This window comes from Stenotrophomonas nitritireducens (assembly GCF_001431425.1).
GTDB classification, from domain to species: Bacteria; Pseudomonadota; Gammaproteobacteria; order Xanthomonadales; family Xanthomonadaceae; genus Stenotrophomonas; species Stenotrophomonas nitritireducens.
Window position 1 is genome coordinate 35795 of sequence record NZ_LDJG01000003.1, and the last position, 18938, is coordinate 54732.

Annotated in this window: 14 protein-coding genes; all 14 read right to left on the bottom strand. The window is 68.3% G+C overall.

Translation table 11 applies throughout. The features are described 5' to 3' along the window. Window positions 1–57: 57 nt before the first annotated feature. The 14 genes from ABB22_RS02060 to ABB22_RS02120 all read right to left on the bottom strand — a co-directional run bounded on the left by ABB22_RS02060 (window position 58) and on the right by ABB22_RS02120 (window position 18916). Window positions 58–1650, bottom strand: a complete 1593-nt coding sequence (locus ABB22_RS02060; protein ID WP_017355174.1) for an ABC1 kinase family protein — start codon at window positions 1648–1650, stop codon at window positions 58–60. Between the two features lie 25 nt (window positions 1651–1675). After that, the gene (locus ABB22_RS02065) at window positions 1676–4141 is read right to left on the bottom strand and encodes a phosphoketolase family protein (RefSeq protein ID WP_017355175.1); all 2466 of its coding nucleotides are present in this window, start codon (window positions 4139–4141) and stop codon (window positions 1676–1678) included. Further along, complete coding sequence (locus ABB22_RS02070) at window positions 4138–5052, bottom strand: ribose-phosphate diphosphokinase (RefSeq protein ID WP_017355176.1); 915 nt, start codon at window positions 5050–5052, stop codon at window positions 4138–4140. The genes ABB22_RS02065 and ABB22_RS02070 overlap by 4 nt, the downstream gene beginning before the upstream one ends. Continuing rightward, complete coding sequence (locus ABB22_RS02075) at window positions 5049–6566, bottom strand: thymidine phosphorylase family protein (RefSeq protein ID WP_049404647.1); 1518 nt, start codon at window positions 6564–6566, stop codon at window positions 5049–5051. Before ABB22_RS02075 ends, ABB22_RS02070 begins: the two co-directional genes overlap by 4 nt. Continuing rightward, entirely contained in the window at window positions 6563–7948 is a 1386-nt protein-coding gene (locus ABB22_RS02080) for an MBL fold metallo-hydrolase RNA specificity domain-containing protein (RefSeq protein WP_017357192.1), read from the bottom strand. Before ABB22_RS02080 ends, ABB22_RS02075 begins: the two co-directional genes overlap by 4 nt. An 82-nt stretch (window positions 7949–8030) precedes the next feature. Next, complete coding sequence (locus ABB22_RS18030) at window positions 8031–8438, bottom strand: hypothetical protein (RefSeq protein WP_049436410.1); 408 nt, start codon at window positions 8436–8438, stop codon at window positions 8031–8033. Then, a complete protein-coding gene (locus ABB22_RS02090; RefSeq protein WP_049404642.1) occupies window positions 8435–10822 on the bottom strand; it encodes a heavy metal translocating P-type ATPase in 2388 nt (795 codons plus the stop codon). Before ABB22_RS02090 ends, ABB22_RS18030 begins: the two co-directional genes overlap by 4 nt. Further along, window positions 10819–11484, bottom strand: coding sequence for a methyltransferase family protein (locus tag ABB22_RS02095; protein WP_017357195.1), 666 nt, complete (start codon window positions 11482–11484; stop codon window positions 10819–10821). Before ABB22_RS02095 ends, ABB22_RS02090 begins: the two co-directional genes overlap by 4 nt. A gap of 1 nt (window position 11485) precedes the next feature. Next, window positions 11486–11800, bottom strand: a complete 315-nt coding sequence (locus tag ABB22_RS18880; RefSeq protein WP_065427866.1) for a DUF2933 domain-containing protein — start codon at window positions 11798–11800, stop codon at window positions 11486–11488. Then, a complete protein-coding gene (locus tag ABB22_RS02100; protein ID WP_017357196.1) occupies window positions 11797–12309 on the bottom strand; it encodes a MerR family transcriptional regulator in 513 nt (170 codons plus the stop codon). The genes ABB22_RS18880 and ABB22_RS02100 overlap by 4 nt, the downstream gene beginning before the upstream one ends. A 172-nt stretch (window positions 12310–12481) precedes the next feature. Beyond that, on the bottom strand, window positions 12482–15631 hold the full coding sequence (locus ABB22_RS02105; protein ID WP_049404640.1) for an efflux RND transporter permease subunit: 3150 nt from the start codon (window positions 15629–15631) through the stop codon (window positions 12482–12484). Between the two features lies 1 nt (window position 15632). Beyond that, window positions 15633–17045: an efflux RND transporter periplasmic adaptor subunit gene (locus ABB22_RS02110; protein WP_017357198.1), complete on the bottom strand. Its 1413-nt coding sequence runs from the start codon at window positions 17043–17045 to the stop codon at window positions 15633–15635. Further along, on the bottom strand, window positions 17042–18235 hold the full coding sequence (locus tag ABB22_RS02115) for a TolC family protein (protein ID WP_244481324.1): 1194 nt from the start codon (window positions 18233–18235) through the stop codon (window positions 17042–17044). Before ABB22_RS02115 ends, ABB22_RS02110 begins: the two co-directional genes overlap by 4 nt. A 258-nt stretch (window positions 18236–18493) precedes the next feature. Further along, the gene (locus ABB22_RS02120; RefSeq protein ID WP_057505025.1) at window positions 18494–18916 is read right to left on the bottom strand and encodes a hypothetical protein; all 423 of its coding nucleotides are present in this window, start codon (window positions 18914–18916) and stop codon (window positions 18494–18496) included. Window positions 18917–18938: the final 22 nt, after the last annotated feature.

The window sequence follows — 18938 nt, forward strand, 5'->3', positions numbered from 1 at the left end:
GCCTTCCTGGATGCACTGATGCGCCGGGCACCAGCGGGGAGATAGATCAGTGTTCTGTTACAAGTGTCCCGATCTGGCGATGGCCATCACCAGCCGCAGTGAGAGCAATCCCGCAGCAGCGAAAGCCACCATAGCCAGGAAAGGCATGTGACCGAACACTTGCGGGCCGTCGGAATGCAGGCTCAACAGCGCACCGCTTACGTACAGGCCCAAGGTGACCAGGGCCAACGCCAGCCGGTTGCCCGTGCGCGCGATTGCCTCCTGCGTGGAACTCAGGCCATGGTGGTGTACGGAGAAGGCGGGTCGTCCGTCGCTCAGTTGCGCCTGCCGCAACAGGTCGGTGGCGATCTGTGGCAGTTGGCGCGCAGTGCGGGCCAGCCGCATGGCAAGCGGCCTGTTGCCGCTGGGGCGGCTGGCTTCGGCAATGTCGGCGATCGCGGCCGCCTGCGCGGACAGCGTCCCCAGCAGGTCCAGATTCGGATCCAGCGCCCGCAGCGTGTTCTCGACCAGGAACAGCGTCCGGATCAGGGACAGCAGGTGGGCCGGAAGCCGGAAGCCAGCGCCCTGCCCAATGCGTGCCACGCGCCAGATTGCCTCGGCAATGGACCACTGCGCCAGCGGACGGCTGGCCATCTCGGCCAGGATCAGGTGGATCTCGCGCACATGCGAGCGGCGGTCGACCTGCGACGGGAAGAAGCCCATGGCGATCGCTGCATCCAGCACGCCCTCGGCGTCGTCGGCCGCAATGGCCTCGACCATGCCGCCGAGCGCGAGCCGGGATGCAGGGTCGAGCACGCCGATCGATCCAAAGTCATGCAGGCACAGGCGACCGTCGTCAAAGAAGAACAGATTCCCCGGGTGCGGGTCGGCATGGAAGACGCCGGCGCCGAAGAGCTGATGCACGTAGGCACCGAGCAGCGCCCTTGCCAGTGCGGGAGCGGCCGCTGTGCCGTACGCGGCCTCCAGACGGGTCCCGTGGCTTCGATCCTGCACAAGCACGTTGCGGGTGGCATACGGCTCGACGACGTGCGGCTGGGTGATGCCGGGCAGGGCATCCAGCACCTTGGCCATGCGCCGCATGTTCTGCGCCTCGTGACGCATGTCGATCTCGTCACGCAGGAATGCGCCTAGTTCGTCCACCAGTTCGAGCGGCCGGTGGCGTTTCAGTGGCGGCCAGATCCACTGGGCGACGCGCATCGTGCGCCGCAGGAGCAGCAGATCCGCCTGCACCTGGGCATGGATCCCGGGGCGGGTGATCTTGACGACCACATCGCGACCATCATGCATGCGCGCTGGATGGATCTGGGCCACTGAAGCCGCGGCCAGGGGCTTGTCATCGAAGCTGGCGAAAAGTTCGCCGACCGGCGCGCCAAACGCCTGTTCGACGATACGCATGGCCTCCTCCGCCGGGAAGGGGGGCACATCGCTGTGCAATCGCGACAGCGCCTCGCGATAGGGCGCCGGCAGCAGGTCCCAGCGCAGGCTCAAGCCCTGGCCCAGCTTGACGAAGGTGGTGCCCAACCCCACCAGTGTGGTGCTGACGTATGCCGGAAGCAGGTCGGGTGCACGTCGGCGCAGGCGCAGCACGGCGACGCCGAGCTTGAGTCCCGCCCAGGCAATCTGGCCTCCGCGCCGCACCGTGCCCGCCATCAACGCGCGCTCCCGGTTGGACAACTCATGGCGTCGACCCACTTGCAGGACGCAGGATCGTGGCCGGATCGCCCCGACCATCCACTGCCGCCAGCTCCGCTTCCGACAACAGGCCGCCCCGGGACTGGCCGAGGACGCCCGCGGCCGCATCGACCACGTGCGCCCAGGTGCTGCGGTTGGCGAACAGCAGTCCCGGCACGTCCAGCGTGCCGCCGCGGTTGACGAAGCCGAGCGCCGCGGTCGTGGCCGGGCCAGTGTCGAGCCGGCGCAGCGCGCCCAGGAAGGGCTCGGGCCGCGTATGCGTGACGAATATGCGCGGCCGTTCCGCCGGGAACAGTGCATGGACCTCGCTGTCGGAGTGCACGTACCGCGCCTCGTCCGGATCGCGCGGCGTGCGGAACCGGCCGGGCTCGCCGAGATAGACGATCGCGGCCGACACGCCACGTTCAACGAGGCGCACCTGCGCGTGGCGCACTTCCTGCAATTGGTAAGCACCGGTGGCGACCAGCAGGATCGCCGCTGTCGCCGGGTTGCCGGCCAGGCACAGCGCACCTTGGGTGGCCAGCGCCTGCGCCTGCGTCGGTGTCAGCTCGTGCGGCACCGGTCGCTTGGGGACGACCAGGGTGGTGACCGTGCCGCGTTGCGCGTAGGCGTGGGCGAGGGCCGCGGCGGCGCCGTTGGCGTCCGGGGGAAACACCACGCGCGATATGTCGGCCATTTCGCCCAGGAGCGCCTCGGCCATGGTCGGATCCTGATGGGACTGCTCGTTCTTCGCGTTCTCCCACGTGTGCGAGGTCAGCACGAGAGGCACGCCCAGCCAGCCGGGCGGTCGCCCCGCCTGTGCCTGGTGACGCGCGAAGATCAATTCCTGGCGCACGGCGCCAAGCATCTTCGGTGCGAACGCCTCGTAGGTGACCACCAGGTTCAGCCCGCCCTTGTTGCCGAGCGCGGCGCATACCACGGCTTCCTCATTAAGCGCGGTGATGACCGCGCCAGTGGTCGATTCCGCGACACCGGGCTCGGGCTCGTGCACCCGGTGCTTCATTGCGTCCAGGGTGCGATCGAGCTTGTTGCTGCGCAGCTCGTCAGGATTGCCCACGCGCACGCGCAGCCCCGGGTTCGCTTCGGCGATGGCGACGAACTGCTCGTCGAGCGCGGTCATCGGCGAGCTCTCGCCGCCGGCGCCGCGGTCGGCGATCGCCGGGACGCGGGGCGGTTCCACCTGGCGATCGGCCAGCGCATGGTCGCGCTCGCGCACGCGCTGCTGGAGGTCGTGGCTGTTGAGTGCGGCAACAGCCTCCTCGAGCTCGGACGCGGCCACGAACAGCGCCGCGGCGCCTTGATTGAAGAGCGCGCGTGCCTCGGCCTCCTTCGACGGATTCCCGGGCAGGGGCAGGTTGTGCGAGGCGTTGGTCCCGGCGCCGGGGAATCCGAAGCCCTTCACGGTTTCGGCAATGCCATAGGGCAGCCGCACGTCGGCATCGGGAACGGCGGCGCCCGCTTGCAGGCGCGACTCCATCACATGGATACCCCACGCGATGCTGGCCGGATCGCGCCCGTCCAGCGCGATCGGATCAAAGCCGTTCAATCGCAGGTGCCGGTCCAGCCACCGCTCGCCGCCCTGCTGGGCGATCTGGCTGCGCTGTTCGATGCGCCGCCCGTTGAGGATGATGATCGGGCTGACCAGCCCGCTGTCCTCGGCACGCCACCAGCGCGGCGCCCAGTCGCTGCCGCGCTGTTCCTCGAACGCACCGTCGCTGAGGAACGCCACCAGGCGTTCGTCCTTGAGCGGTGCATGCACGTACTGCAGTTCGGCAAAGCCGAGATAGCCGCCTTCCATCACGCCCCCGGCGGTGTGCGCATTGACGTGGGAGCCCAGGGGCGACGCCGGTGTTCCGTCCGGATTGAGGGTGTAGGCATAGAAGTCGCCGACGAACCGGCTCAGCCCCGCGTCGGAGCGGTCGTAACGTTCGGCGTGCCGGGCGGTCATGTTGCCAACCAGCACGTTCAGCGCGTCGATGGCGGCCACGCAGTGCCCCTGGCCCATCATCCATGCGCGGGTGACGCCATCCAGGGCGTCCATCAGCAGGTAGCCGGCGTAGGCCGGCACCATGTTGAGGGACCCGCCAGTGTGGCCTTCGGGCGTGGCCTTGAAGTCATCGGCCTCGAGGGCCGCGCCGTCGGTGCGGACCCGCTGGCTGTAGGTCATGTGGGCCACCAGCCACATGCCGGCGCTGGTGACGCGATCGGCCGCGGCGAGCCGCTGCCAGGCGGTGCCGGCATCGGGCGTGCGGCCCAGGGCCACCAGCTCGTGCACCATCTGGCGGACCCGGAGCTGGGTGAGCGGGTCATGTCGGATCACGCCGTAGCCGGCCGCCCAATGGTCAAACGCGGGATCGGCCCGCCGGTGGGCGTCGGCGAGTTCAAGGGTCCGCTGGCGCTCGGCGGCCGACAGCTGGTCGGCGGTGCAGCAGTTGAGATGCAGGTTCATGGGTCCTCCGGGGAGTCGGCCGAAGCGGACATCAGGGTCGATGCCGCGTCAGCGAGGTCCGCGCCGAGCGCGATCGCGTTCGACGGGTGGGCAATGGTGTCGGTACTGACGATGCGGGCCAGACCTGCTTCCTGCAGGCGGGCATAGGCATCGCCGGCGAACACCGGATGGATGGCGACCAGCAGTGGCGGCGGCAACGACAACCGGCGCAGGTGTGCGAGGGTCTCCAGGATGGTGTGGCCGGACGACACGATGTCGTCGATCAGGACCGGGGTCCGGCCCGCCACGGCCTGCGGGTCGGGCAGGCTGACGCGCACGTCGTAGTCGCCGTGCCGCTCCTTGGCCAGCACCTGGTAGGGCATGCCGGACAGGGCGGCGATGTCCGCTACCCACTGCTCGCTCTCGCTGTCAGGGCCGATCAGCACAGCGTCGGGGACGGTCTCAGCGATCCAGCGGGCCACGGCCGGCGTCGCCGATACGTGGACCGTCGGAATGCGGTAGAGCGACTGCAGGCGCTCGACGCGGTGCAGGTGCGGGTCCACGGTCACCAGCCAGTCGAAAGCCTCTTCGAGGAATTGCGCAAACAGCGGTGTACTGACCGCCTCGCCGCGATGGAAGCGGGTGTCCTGGCGCATATACCCCAGGTAGGGTGCGATGAGGCCGACCGAACGAGCCCCGAACTCGCGCGCGGTCCGGGCGGCGAAGCGCAGCGGGAGGGCCAGGGCATCGGCGTTGCGCAGGCTGGCCAGGATCGCCACATCGGCGCCGTCCAGTGCGTCGTCCAGGGTGACCAGCGACTCGCCATCGGGGAAGTGCCGCCAGGCCACGGGTGCAATGCGCGCCTGCAGGGGCTGGTTGATGGTGCCGGCCAACACTGCATCGGCCGGGAAGGGCATCAGCACACGGGTCATGGAACCTCTCCAAGCACAAAGGGTTGCAGCGTCGCGGCGTGCTCTAGGGCGTAGGCCAGTTCTCCCGGCGACTCCGCATGCAGGGTCATCATGGGCTGTCCGCGCTCGACCGTATCGCCGATCCGCAGACCGGTTTCGAGGCCGGCGGTGGGGGATGTCGGGGCGCCGGCCAGCTTGGCCAGTTTGGCCAGCCTGCGGTTGTCGATCGCCGCGATGCGGCCCGATGCAGGCGCCGGGACGTCGGCGGTGAACGCCGCCCGTGGCGGTTCGCGGAAGCCTCCCTGGGCCTCGCAGATCGCCAGGAACTTGGCCAGCGCCGCCCCGGAATCCAGCACGCCGCGCGCGCGCTCCAGTCCGGTGCCGGCGTTGCTGCCCGCTGCCATGTCCAGCAGCGCCGCGGACAGCGCAAGTGCGCGTTCGCGAAGGTCGGCGGGTGCATCGGCCGCGTTGCGCAGCACCTTGAGCACGTCGTGCGCCTCGAGCGCCGGGCCGATTCCCCGACCCACCGGCTGGGTGCCGTCGGAGCGATGGATGCCCAACTGCAATCCCAGCGCGCCCGCGGTGTGGGCAAGCCGCGTGCCGAGGCTGTGGGCCGCGGCCTCACCTCGCACCTTGGCCGTCGGACCCACCGGCATGTCGATCAGGACGTGGGTGGAGCCCGCGGCTATCTTCTTCGACAGCACGCTGGCGACCAGTTGGCCGTCGCTGTCGAAATCCAGCGGGCGCTGGACCCGGATCAGGATGTCGTCGGCCGGGCTCAGGCGCACGTTGCCACCCCACACGATGCAGCCGCCCTCGCGCTCCACCACCCGGCGCATCGCCGCCAGGTCGAGCGCCACCGGCGCCATCACTTCCATGGTGTCGGCGGTGCCCGCGGGCGACGTGATCGCGCGCGACGAGGTCTTCGGGATGCGGTAGCCCAGCGCAGCCACGATGGCCACCACGATCGGGGTGGTGCGATTGCCCGGCAGGCCACCTACGCAGTGTTTGTCCAGCACCGGCCCTTCGCCCCAGTCCAGGCGCTGGCCCACGGAGATCATGGCTCGCGTCAGCGCGGTCGTCTCCGCATGGTCCAGGCGGTCACCCGCGCTGGCAGTGACGAAAGCTGCAAGCTCCAGGTCCGACAACCTGCTTTCCATCACGTCCTGCACCAGGGCGAAGTACTGCGCGTCGTCCAACCGGGCGCCGAACACCTTGGCACGGAGCGCGCCCGCCGACGCCGCGGGTTCCGCGTGCCTGACGCCGGCGAGGGCGTCGGGCGCGGGATCGAGGAGCGTCCACGCGGCCTCCGACAACGCCACCTCGTCCAGGCCGAGCCGATCGTCGATGACCACGTTCAGCGTCGCCACCAGCGTGCGGGCGTCCACGTCCAGCCTGACGCGCGTCATCGCGGCAAAGCCTTCCGAGCGACAGACCTCGCAGTCGCGGTGCATATAGACCACCGGCTGCTGGTAGGTGTCGATGCCGGCACGGGTGACGCGCAGGCGGGTGTGGCCCGGGGCCTGCGTGGTCATCTCGCATCCTCCAATCCGACTTGCTCCAGGTGCCCCGGCACGCGCGCACGCCAGCCCAGTTCACGCTGCACGCGCCCGCGCAGCGTGTCTGCAGCGTCGGGCTCGCCGTGGGTGAGGTAGACCATGCGCGGCGCGGACGGCGCGGTGCGCATCCAGTCCAGCAGCTCCCCGGCGTCGGCGTGGCCGGAGAAGCCCTCCAGCTGCACCACCTCGGCGCGGATGGGGACCTCGCGGCCGAACATGCGCAACGTGCGCTTGCCTGCCGCCAGCGCGGCACCGCGTGTTCCTCCGGCCTGGTAGCCCGCGAGCAGGATCGCGTTGCGGTCATCGGGGCCGAACGCCTCGATGTGGTGCAGCACGCGCCCGCCGGTGATCATGCCGCTGGCCGAGATGATGATCATCGGCCCGCGCTGGCGGTTGAGTGCCTTCGACTCTTCTACAGTGTTGACGAAGGTGGCCACGTCGAACATCCGCTGGCAGTCCTCGTCGGACACGTGGTGCTCGGAGTGGTGGTCGTGGTAGTGCCGGGTCGCGTTGATCGCCATCGGGCTGTTGAGGTAGACCGGCACGCGAGGGATGTCCTTGCGCTCACGCAGCCGGGCGATATGCAGCATGAGCGCCTGGGCGCGGCCGATGGCAAAGGCGGGAATGACGATCACGCCCCCGCGGGCGGCAACGCGGCGGATGATCGGTGCCAGCTCGGCTTCTTGGTCGATCGGAATGTGTTCCCGATTGCCATATGTGGATTCGCAGACCAGGACGTCACAGGCGGGCAGGGGCGTCGGCGGATTCATCAGCGACTCCTGCTGCCGTCCCAGGTCGCCACTGAAGTGCAGGCGCTGGCCCTGGACGTCAAGGCTGACATGGGCAGCGCCCAGGATGTGGCCGGCAGGATGGAAGCGGATCGTGACGCCTGATGCGACCTCGATGTCGCGACCATAGTCATGCCCCTTGAGCTGCTTCAGGCTGCGGCGGGCGTCATCCTCGGTATAAAGCGGCCGTGGTTCCTTGTGCTTGGAGTACCCCTTGCGGGCCGCGTACTTGGCCTCCTCTTCGAGCAGGTGTCCGCTGTCGGGAAGCAGCAGGCCGCACAGGGCCACGCTGCCATGGGTGCAGTGGATCCGGCCGCGGAACCCTTGTTTGACCAGTGCGGGCAAGTAGCCCGAATGGTCCAGGTGGGCGTGGGTCAGGACCACCGCGTCGATTGATGACGCCTCGACGGGAAACGGAGCCCAGTTGCGCTCGCGCAATTGCTTGTAGCCCTGGAACAGGCCGCAGTCCACGAGCACGCGCTGACCGTTGGCCTCGACCAGGTAGCGCGAGCCGGTCACGGTGCCCGCGGCACCGAGGAATTGCAGGGTGGGGTTGGAAGACGCTGTCATGGTGTGGCTCCTGTCCTGGAAGGGAAGTGATTGCGGAGGGCATGGCGAGGGCCGAGGCGCATCTGCATCGCCCGCGCGCCTGTCAGGGGCGGATCAGCTCCACTGTGTCGTTGACCTTGGGGCTCCCGGAGATCACTTCAGCCTCCGCGTAGTGGCTGTCGAACAGTTCGACGATGCGCACTTGGCCAACGTTCTCGCGGCGGTAGCGTGGACCGCCGGCCCGCGAATGCCGGATACGGCGCTTGTGCCGGATCACGTCCAGCACCTGCCCGACCTGGGCACCGTCGGCCTGCCCGACACAGACCACAAGCGTTCCGTCCTGCTTTTCCAGCACCTGGCCGCGCATCAACACGTTGTGGCGGAACCCACCCTCGTTCGCGGAGACGACCCCCGGCAATGCGAACGCGAGCGCGAGGGCCAGTGCGGCGACCCAATGGCTGCGATTGGTACCTCGGGGTCTGGAATGGGCGACGTGTGTGACCGTATTCATGGTGTGGACTCCTTAGATGGGCTGCGAGGGGTGGCGGCATCCGCCAGTGGAAGGCGTTTGAGCAGCAACGCGTTGAGGGCGACGATCACCGAACTGCCCGACATCGACAGCGCGGCGATTTCTGGCGACAGCACGAACGGATAGAGCACACCGGCCGCCAGCGGAAAGGCCAGCACGTTGTAGCCCACGGCCCAGCCCAGATTCTGATGCATCTTGCGCAGAGTGGCGTGGGCGATGGTGGTCGCGCGAACGACGTCATAAGGGTCGCTGTGCATGAGCACGATGTCGGCACTCTCGATGGCGACGTCGGTGCCGGCGCCGATCGCGAACCCAACGTCGGCTTGGGTGAGCGCCGGTGCGTCGTTGATGCCGTCGCCCACCATGCCGACCTTGAGGCCCTGCGACTGCAGCTTGATGACCTCATCGGCCTTGCCGCCCGGCAGCACGTCGGCCAGCACGATGTCGATTCCCAGGTCCTGTGCCACGCGCTCGGCCGTGGGGCGGTTGTCGCCGGTGATCATCGCCACCTTGATGTTGCGCCGGTGCAATTCGTCGATGGCCGCGCGCGAGGTCTCCCGGATCGCGTCGGCAATCGCGAAGAAGCCTGCGAGCCGGTCACCCACCCCGGCATAGATCACCGTGCGACCGGCACCGGTGAGGCGCGCAGCCTCCGCTTCCAATACCGAGAGGTCGATGCCGTGCTCGACCATCAGGATCCGGTTGCCCAGCACCACCTGCACCCCGTCAACCACGCCGGTAGCGCCCTGGCCATCGATGTTGGTGAACGCGGTAGCGCGCTCGGCTACCGGACCGGCACGCTTCAGGATGGCCTGCGCCAGCGGGTGCTCGGAGTGCGCCTCGACCGCGGCGGCCGCGGCCAGCAACCGCTCCTGCGTCCAGCCCGGCGCGACCGCCATGTCGACCACCTCGGGGGCGCCGACCGTCAGGGTGCCGGTCTTGTCGAAGATCACCACGTCCAGGCGTGCGCTCTTCTCAATCGATTCGGCATGCTTGAAGAGGATGCCGTGTCGTGCCCCCAGGCCAGTGCCGATCATGATCGCCATCGGCGTGGCCAAACCGAGTGCATCGGGGCAGGCGATGACGAAGACGGTGATCGTCAGCGTGAGCGCGAACAGCAGCGGCTGTCCCAGCCACCAGAACCAGACCGCGAAGGTCAGCAGCCCGATCACGATCGCAGCCAGCACCAGCCATTGCGAGGCGCGGTCGGCGAGCAGCTGCGCGGGCGCCTTGGAGTTCTGCGCGGTCTGGACCAGCTTGATGATCTGCGCCAGTGCCGTGTCGCTGCCGATCTTGGTGGCGGTGTAGGCGAATGCGCCGCTCTTGTTGATCGATCCGCCGACGACGGACTCTCCGGGATCCTTGCGCACCGGCATCGACTCGCCGGTCAGCATGGATTCGTCGACCTGAGAGCTGCCTTCCGTCACGATGCCATCGACCGGGATCTTCGCCCCGGGCCGCACGATCACGGTCTCGCCGACCAGCACTTCAGCGGTGGGAATGTCGAGCTCCTGCCCCTCGCGCCGGACGACCGCGCGGGGTGGGGACAGCTTCAGCAGCGCTTTCATGGCGTCCGAGGCGCCGGCGCGAGCCCGCATCTCGAGCCAGTGGCCAAGCAGGACGAAGGTCAGCAGGACGGCCGAGGCCTCGTAGAAGTTCGGCCCGTCGAAGAAGAACGTCGACGCGATGCTGAAACCGTAACCTGTGCCCACGCTCAGGAGCACCAGGACCGCCATGTCCAGCACACCCCGTCGCAGGGACCGGATCGCGGCGCTGAAGAATGGCCAGCCCGGATACAGCACGGCGCCGGTCGCCAGCAGGAACAACCAGACGTTCTCGCGCAGTCCGAACGGCACCGGCGGCGGCTCTATCAGCCCGCCCATGGGCGACCACACGAATACCGGGATCGCGAAGGCGAGGGCGACCAGGAAGCGGCGGCCCATGTCGCGCGCCGCGGCGTGCAGATCGCTGCCGTGGTTCATGCCCGCATGGGCGTCGTGGCCCCCGGCATCCGTGGCGTCATCGCCGTGGCCGGCGTGGGCGTCAGCGGGGCGCTCTGCGGCCAATTCCTGTCCGTGCCCGGCATGCGCAGCATGGGCGTGCGCGCCTGCGGCGGGGTCGGCATCGGGCATCGGCGCGTTGCATTGGAAGCCGCAGTCGCGGATCGCGGTGGCGACCGCGCCCGCCGACAGGCGGGCCGGGTCGTAGGACACCTGCAGGGTCGCGGTAGCGAAATTCGCGCTGGTGGCGTTGACTCCAGGCAGCGCGGCCACGGCCTTCTCCAGCGTGCGCGCGCAGCCGGCACTCACCATGTCGCCGATGGGCCAGGTGCGCGTGCGCACAGTGGGTTTGTGGACGTGCGTCATCGGGTTTCTCCTTGGGATGGAGCGGGGCCGCGCCGGCGTCGCGGGATGAAGGCCGGCACTTCCTGCATGTAGCGGACGTAGTCGTCGCCGAAGCGGCTCAAGCAGTCTTTTTCCTCACGACGCGCCAGGCGGGCATAGGCCCACACGAGCACTGGATAGCTGGCGAGCGTGAGCAGCGTGGGCCACTGCAGCAGGAAACCGGTCAGCACGAGCAGGAAGGCGACGTACTGCGGGTGACGCATGCGCGCATACACGCCCTCGCGGGCGAGCCGGCCTTCACGCTGTGCCCGATACAGCACCGGCCAGGCGGCCGACAGCAGCCAGAAGCCGCCGCCGATCAGGACGAAGCTTGCGATGTGGAATGGGCCGAAATGCGGGTTGGCGCGCCAGCCGAACCACATCTCGAGCAGATGGCCCGCGTCATGGCTCAGCCAGTCCACCTGCGGATAGTTGGCGCTGAGCCAGCCGCCCAGGACGTACAGCGTCAGCGGGAAGCCATACATTTCCGCGAACAGGGCCACGACGAAGGCGGAGAACATACCGAACCCACGCCAGTCCCAACGGGTCAGCGGTTTGTAGAAGCTCCAGGCGAAGAAGATGAAGAACGCGGCGTTGATGGCGGCGAGGAGCCAAAGACCGTAGCCGGAGTCGGGTGCCTGCATGTCAGTGCCCTCCGTTCGAGGTGTCGGACGTTTCGTCGTTCAGTGCCCGCTTGCTACGGCTCTCATGCTGGCCATGGGGTGTGTCGTCGGCATTGCCGTCGCGCCCATGACTTCCGGAACCTCCATGACCGCCATGCCCCTTGTGCATGAACACATGCATCAAGGGACATAGCAGCAGGATGGCCAGGGGCAACCAGCGAAGCGTCCCCCCAAGGTGGGCGCGGTGCTCGACGGCGAGATAGAACACGGCCAGCGCCAGGAAGATCCAGAAGACCCAGCGTCGGGAGCCTGAGGGGGCAGGACTGGAGGCTGTCATGGCAAATTCTCCTCTGTGGGGCGGCGTCCAAGAAGTCGCCGGGGGGTGGACTTGACGAACCCGCCGCCTTCAGCAGCGGCAACAGATTCGATCAATGCGCAGACGTCATCGCCAGTCGGAATGGAGTCCGGAAGCTCCGCCCAGGCGTGGATGGCACGCTCCATTCGTCCGTGCATGGCGAGCAGCCTGTCCAGTTGTTGGCGGGTGTCGTCGAGCCTGCGCCGAATGATGTCCCGCACAAGCGGACAGGGACTATGTCGCAGCAGGCTGTGGTGGATGATTTCCTCGATTTCCCCCAGCGTGAAGCCAAGGTGTTGCGCCGTGCGAATGAAGTGCAGGCGAAGGAGCTCCGAGGTGGAGAACAACTGGTAGCCGCCCTCGGTATGCGTGGCCGCTTGCAACAGACCGCGCCGCAGGTAGTTGCGCACCACATGCACCGTGACATCGCCCTGCCGTGCCAGCTGGCGGACCGTCATCAGCGGCAGCGTCACTTCTTCCTTGGTCGTCATCGGCTTGCTCCCGGCGAGGTGTTGATCAGGCTAGACCTGTGTCTCGCACACAGGTCAACCGGCCTTGCGGTGGGCGAAGCCAGTAACGCGCGAATTGGCCGTGGACGGACGGATGTTCGCGGCCACAGTTGCATGAGCCGTCGGTCCCTGCCTGCGTTGAACGGCCCCATCACTACTTCTCCTTGGGTAGTGCGGAGGAGGGGTGCGGCTTCCTGGCCAGCTGCCGCTGCTTGATCAGCGAGTACAGCGCCGGGATCACGACCAGGGTGAGGATGGTCGAAGACACCATGCCACCTACCATCGGCGCAGCGATTCGGCGCATGACTTCCGAGCCAGTACCGCTGCTCCACATGATGGGCAGCAGGCCCGCCATGATCGCGACCACGGTCATCATCTTCGGGCGCACGCGGTCGACCGCGCCTTCGATGATGGCCTCGCGCAGGTCCCGTGAATCCAGTGCCCGGCCTTCGGCCTGCCTCTGCGCGGCACGCGCTTCAAGTGCGTGGTCGAGGTAGATCAGCATCACCACGCCGGTTTCCGCGGCGACGCCGGCCAGCGCGATGAAGCCCACGATCACCGCGACGCTGGTGTTGTAGTCGAGCATCCACATCAGCCAGATGCCACCGACCAGTGCGAAGGGCACCGACAGCATCACGATCAGCGACTCGGTGACACGGCGGAAGTTGAGGTACAGCAGCAGGAAAATCAGCGCCAGCGTCACCGGAACGACGACACGCATCTTCTCCGCGGCACGTTGCATGTATTCGTACTGTCCACTCCAGGTCACGTAGTAGCCAGGCGGGAACTGCACCTGCTCGGTGACCGCTTCCTGCGCAGCCTTCACGTAGCGGCCGAGATCGCTCTCTCGGGTGTCGACGTAGATGTACGCCGCCAGCATCGCGTTCTCGGTGCGGATGCTCGGCGCACCCTTCCTGACCTCAATCCGCGCCAGTTCGCCCAGCGGCACCTGGGCGCCGCCGGGCACCGGCACAAGGACTTGGCTGCCTATCCGGTGCGGATCGTCGCGGAGTTCGCGGGGATAGCGCACGATCGCGCTGAAGCGTTCGCGGCCCTGGAGGATGGTGGTGACGATCTCGCCGCCCAGCGCGGCGGCCACCACGTTCTGCACCTCGCCCAGGGTGACGCCGTACTGGGCCAGGCTGCCAAGGTCGGGAGTGATGTCGAGGTAGTAGGCGCCGGTCAGGCGTTCGGCGAACGCGCTGGTCGTGCCCGGCACTTCGCGCACCACGGCTTCGATCTCGGTGGCCAGCGCGTCGAGTTGCTCAAGGTCCGTGCCGAAGAGTTTGATGCCCACGGGCGTGCGGATGCCGGTGGCCAGCATGTCGGTGCGCGCCTTGATCGGCATCGTCCAGGAGTTGGCGACGCCCGGGAACTTCAGCGCCGCGTCCATCTCGGCGATGAGCTTGTCGGTGGTCATGCCGTCCCGCCATTCGTCCTCGGGCTTGAGGTTGATGACGGTCTCGAACATCTCCAGCGGTGCGGGATCGGTGGCCGTCAGGGCACGGCCCGCCTTGCCGAACACCGACTCCACTTCCGGGAAGCCCTTGATGATCCGGTCCTGCTGCTGCAGCAGCTCCGAGGCCTTGGTCACCGACATGCCCGGAAGCGACGCGGGCATGTACAGCAGCGTGCCTTCGTTGAGGGTTGGCATGAACTCGCTGCCCAGCCGCGATGCAGGCCACAGGCTTGCAAACAGGGCGGCCAACGCAAACATGATTGTGGCCATGCGATGCCGCAGAACGACGTTGATCACCGGCCGATAGGCCGCAACCAGGAACCGGTTCACCGGATTCTTGTGCTCGGGCACGATCTTGCCGCGCACGAACAGCAGCATGAGTACCGGTACCAGCGTGATCGACAACAGCGCGCCACCGGCCATCGCGAAGGTCTTGGTGAAGGCCAGCGGCTTGAACAGGCGACCTTCCTGAGCCTCCAGGGCGAACACGGGCAGGAACGAGACGGTGATGATCATCAGGCTGAAGAACAGCGCCGGCCCGACCTCGCGACAGGCATCGATGATCAGCTGGGTCCGGCTGCGGGAGCCGTCGGAGCGCTCGATGTGCTTGTGCGCGTTCTCGATCATCACGATCGCCGCGTCGACCATCACGCCAATCGAGATCGCGATGCCGCCCAGGCTCATGATGTTGGAGTTCATGCCCAGCATGCGCATCGCGATCACCGCGATCAGCACGCCGACGGGCAGCATGACGATCGCGACCAGCGCGCTGCGCGCATGGAACAGGAATACCAGGCACACCAGTGCGACGATCAGGCTCTCCTCGAGCAGCGTCGTGCGTAGCGTCTTGATCGCGCGCACGATGAGATCGGAGCGGTCGTAGACCGCCTGGACGCTGACGCCCTCGGGGAGTCCACTCGCAAGCTGGGCGATCTTGTCCTTCACCCCCCCGATCACGGCCAGGGCGTTTTCGCCGAAGCGCGCAATGACGATCCCGCCCACAACGTCGCCTTCGCCGTCCAGGTCGACGATGCCACGGCGCTCATCGGGTACCAGTTCGACCCGGGCGACGTCGCCGATCAGCACCGGTGCGCCCCCTTCGGCGCGCAGAACCAGGCTCTCGATATCCTCGATACCGCGCAGGTAGCCGCGGCCCCGCACCATGTACTCGGTCTCGGCCATCTCGATCACGCGGCCGCCGACGTCGCGGTTGCTCTCGGCGATCACCTCGGACACGCGTGAAATCGGGATGTCGAACTCGCGCAGCCGGACCGGATCGACGGTGATCGAGTACTGGCGCACGAAGCCGCCGACGCTGGCGACCTCGGCCACGCCGGGCGCGGTGGTGAGCTGGTAACGCAGGTACCAGTCCTGCATCGCGCGCAGCTCGTCCAGCGAGTGGCGGTCGCTCTGCAGCACGTACTGGTAGACCCAGCCCACGCCGGACGCGTCGGGTCCCAGTGCCGGTGCCACGCCAGCCGGCAGGTTTTTCGACGCGACGTTGAGGTTCTCGAGCACGCGCGAGCGCGCCCAGTACAGGTCCGTGCCTTCTTCGAAGATGACGTAGATGAAGGAGGCGCCGAAGAACGAGAAGCCGCGGACGTCCTTCGACTTCGGCGTCGCGAGCAGGGCGCTGGTCAGCGGATAGGTGACCTGGTCCTCGACCACCTGGGGCGCCTGCCCCGGGTACTCCGTGAACACGATCACCTGCACGTCCGACAGATCCGGTTGTGCGTCCAGCGGCGTGTTCATCAGTGCGTAGATGCCACCGGCGACAATCGCCAGCGCCATCAGCAGCACCAGGAAGACGTTGCGCACCGACCATTCAACGAGACGGCCAAGCATGTCAGTGCCCCTCGTGGCCGGTGGGGGCGGGCGGAGTCTCTTCCGGGGTAGCCGGCATGGAATGACCGGCGTGCGGATCAGAGGCCTCGTCACCATGACCTGCGTGCGGGTCGGCGGCGTCCTCGCCGTGCCCGGCGTGTGGATCCTCAGCGGTGCCCGAAGGCGCGCCGTGTCCTGTGTGACCCTCAAGACCCTGGAGTGCCGACTGCAGGTTGCTTTCGGCGTCGATCAGGAAGTTGGCGGAGACCACGACCTGCTCGCCCTCGGTCAGGCCGTCGAGGATCTCGATGCGATCGCCGCCGCGCCGCCCCAGGCTGACATCGCGCGGTGCGAAGCGGCCAGGGCCGGTCTCGACCAGCACCACCTGGCGCGTGCCGCTGTCGAGCACGGCCGAGCGCGGAACGGTCAGGACCGGTCCAGCCCCCGGCTCCTCCAGCACCACCGTCCCATACAGCCCGGGCCGCAGGTCGCCAGCGGGGTTGGGCAGGGCGATGCGCACATCCACGGTGCGCGTCATCGCATCGATGACGGGCTGCACGAAGGTGACCTCGCCCTCGGCCACCTGGCCCGGCAGGGCCACGGTTTCAAAGCGGGCCGTTTGGCCGGGCTGGATACCCGCGGCCTGCGCCGCCGGCACCTTGGCGATCACCCACACCTTCGACAGGTCCGCCAGGCGCAGGATGGTTTCGCCGGGCTCGAAACGCGCGCCCTGGACCACCGGCTTCTCGATCACGACCGCGTCCGCGGGCGCGGTGAGCACCAGGCCCGTCTTGCCCATCTGCGCGTCACTGATTTCCCAGTTGCGCAGGCGGGTGCGGGCGGCATCGCGCAGGCGGACCATCGACGCCGCGCTCGCGGGATCGGACCCGGCCAGCCTGCGGGCGGTCTCGTCGGCCAGCCGGTATTCCTGCTGCGCCGCGGCCAGCTGCGGGCTGTAGACGGAGAGCAGCGGCTGCCCGGCGCTGACCCGCATGCCGGTCTGGTTCGCGTACAGCCGCTCCACCCAGCCTTCGAAGCGCGGGGCGATCGCGTACTGCCGGGTCTCGTCGACCTCGACCGTGCCGCTGGTGCGCACGGTAGCGGACAGGGCTCCGCGCTTGACCGCTTCGGTGCGCACGCCCAGCGCCTGCACCTTGTCCGGCGGCAGCACCACCGTGCCCGGTGCCGCCGGCGGTGCGTCGTCGGCATAGACCGGGACGTAGTCCATACCCATCGAATCCTTCTTCGGCACCGGCGACGTGTCCGCCAAGCCCATGGGATTGCGGTAATAGAGCACCTTGCGTTCTGCGGCCGGGCCGTCGATCGACGTGCCCGCGGTCGGGGAGTCGTTCGTGGCGCGGCCGGCAATCCAGCCGACGGCGAGGGCGGCGAGTGCAACGCCGATGGCGAGCGACAGGGTCTGGACACGGGTCATCGGATCTCTCCTTCGATGGCGCGCACGGCGGCGGCGCCCAACAGTTCGTCACGCAGTGCATCGACCCGTGCGAGGTCGGCGCCCTGCCATTCATTGAGTGCTTCCAGCAGCGTCCCGAAGTCGACTTCACCGACCTGGTAGCTGGCCAGGGCGGACTGCCAGGTGGCGTCGGCCTGCGGCAGCAGCGTGTTCTCGATCAGTCCGCGACGCTCGCGCGCGTTGGTCCACTGCGACCAGGCGGAAGCGCCGCGTTCCTCGACGGCCCGCAGCGTGGCGTCCCTGCGGGCAAGCGCTGCGTCTTCGAGCAGGCGCGATTCGCGCTCGCGCTCGCGGCGGGCACGCTGCTGGAACGGGATCTCGACCTCGAACATCAGCTCGGTGCTCTCGATGCCGTTGCCGAACTGCATCGCACCCACGCCCAGGGTGATGTCGGGAAAGCGGTTGCGACGCTGCAGTACCACGTTCGTGCGCGCCGCCTCGGCGCGAGCCTGCTGCGAGCGCACCGCGGGATGCGCATCGGCGTCATCCAGTGCCTCGGCAAGCGAGGCGCTGTGGACGGCGAGGCGCGGCGCCTCGTCGGGAGTCGCCAGCGGTGCATCGGACCGGCGCCCCAGCACCGCGTTCAAGGTGGCGGCCGCCTCCTGCTTGGTCGCGAGGCGTTCGATCCGCTCGCGCTGTAGGCTGGTCTGCTCGACCTGGGCGCGGATGGCATCCTGCTGCGCCGCGCGACCCAGGGCGTAGCGCACGCCGGCTATTTCCTCGACCTGCCGGAGCAGGGCGATGCGGCGGTCGAGCACGGCCACGGCCTGATCGGCATGCCAGTAGCGCACGTACGCCGCTTCAGCCTCTGCCAGCAGGTCGCGCGCCGCGGTGATGCGGTCAAGCCCGACCGCGACCGCGTCCTGGCTGGCCGCGGTCCGCGCCAGACCACGCTTGCCCCAGAGCGGGAAGCGCTGGCGCAATGCGTAGTCGACTTGGCGGTCTGCACCGGCGGAGCGCCAGGGCTTGTCCGGATCGAGGCCGCGGAATCCAAGGGAAGCCGTCGGGTCGGGTAGGGCGCCCGCTGGCTGGATCCGTGCTTCGGCGGCCTGGGCCTCGAAGTCCATGGCCCGCAATTCCGGGTTGTGTTCCAGAACCCAGGCGCGGATCGACTCGAGGCTGTGCCCCGGGACGGGTTCGGTGGCGGTCACCGGCAGCGCCAGGGCCCACAAGGCGCCGGCAAGCACGCCGGCAAGAAGGTGCCGGAGCGGTGGCAGACGGCGGGACAGAGGGCGAGGGTGCAGGCGCCTGGCCGGCAGTCGGTCGAACGGGGATGCCATATCAGTGTCCTTGGGCCGACGCGACGCAGGTCGCTCGGACGAGGGCAGGAACACATGCCGTGACGCAGCCACGGCGCGAACGCACAGGACTGCGCCGCACAGACGTGCGGAGCAGTCAGCGTCCAGGCATCAGATCAGCAGGAGTGCCGCTGGATGGGCCGTTGGTCGGTGCCAGGCGGGCCTGGGAGGTGAATCCACCCATGTGGACGTGGCACCGGGCGCAGCATCCGCAATCCCGGCGTCCGCGAACCAGGAGAGCCACGCCCCGACAAGGAGCGGCGGAATCGAAGGGATGCGCCCGCTGTCCGCCGAGATGTCACCCGCGGTGCAGTGCTCGTCGCACAGTGCCTTGCTCGCCAAGGGGAGCTCGGCATCGCAGCCGTGGCCATGGTCGTGCTGGGTGTCGGTGGCGGCAGCGACCAGCGCCGCCGGCGTGCCTGGGAGGTCCAGGCACTCGCCATGGCCTGCCAGCGCGAACTGGGACCAGAGCAGCGCCGCCATCGCGAGGAAGACGGTGCGCTTGAACCAGTTCCGGTGGCGAAGACGGGCCATGACTTGAGCTTACCACTTACCC

What these genes read in the sequence shown, in the direction of transcription:
- ABB22_RS02060 (WP_017355174.1), bottom strand. Translation starts at nt 1,650, where the DNA reads ATGGCGGGCACGGTGCGGCGCGGAGGCCAGATTGCCTGGGCGGGACTC.
- ABB22_RS02065 (WP_017355175.1), bottom strand. Translation starts at nt 4,141, where the DNA reads ATGAACCTGCATCTCAACTGCTGCACCGCCGACCAGCTGTCGGCCGCC.
- ABB22_RS02070 (WP_017355176.1), bottom strand. Translation starts at nt 5,052, where the DNA reads ATGACCCGTGTGCTGATGCCCTTCCCGGCCGATGCAGTGTTGGCCGGC.
- ABB22_RS02075 (WP_049404647.1), bottom strand. Translation starts at nt 6,566, where the DNA reads ATGACCACGCAGGCCCCGGGCCACACCCGCCTGCGCGTCACCCGTGCC.
- ABB22_RS02080 (WP_017357192.1), bottom strand. Translation starts at nt 7,948, where the DNA reads ATGACAGCGTCTTCCAACCCCACCCTGCAATTCCTCGGTGCCGCGGGC.
- ABB22_RS18030 (WP_049436410.1), bottom strand. Translation starts at nt 8,438, where the DNA reads ATGAATACGGTCACACACGTCGCCCATTCCAGACCCCGAGGTACCAAT.
- ABB22_RS02090 (WP_049404642.1), bottom strand. Translation starts at nt 10,822, where the DNA reads ATGACGCACGTCCACAAACCCACTGTGCGCACGCGCACCTGGCCCATC.
- ABB22_RS02095 (WP_017357195.1), bottom strand. Translation starts at nt 11,484, where the DNA reads ATGCAGGCACCCGACTCCGGCTACGGTCTTTGGCTCCTCGCCGCCATC.
- ABB22_RS18880 (WP_065427866.1), bottom strand. Translation starts at nt 11,800, where the DNA reads ATGACAGCCTCCAGTCCTGCCCCCTCAGGCTCCCGACGCTGGGTCTTC.
- ABB22_RS02100 (WP_017357196.1), bottom strand. Translation starts at nt 12,309, where the DNA reads ATGACGACCAAGGAAGAAGTGACGCTGCCGCTGATGACGGTCCGCCAG.
- ABB22_RS02105 (WP_049404640.1), bottom strand. Translation starts at nt 15,631, where the DNA reads ATGCTTGGCCGTCTCGTTGAATGGTCGGTGCGCAACGTCTTCCTGGTG.
- ABB22_RS02110 (WP_017357198.1), bottom strand. Translation starts at nt 17,045, where the DNA reads ATGACCCGTGTCCAGACCCTGTCGCTCGCCATCGGCGTTGCACTCGCC.
- ABB22_RS02120 (WP_057505025.1), bottom strand. Translation starts at nt 18,916, where the DNA reads ATGGCCCGTCTTCGCCACCGGAACTGGTTCAAGCGCACCGTCTTCCTC.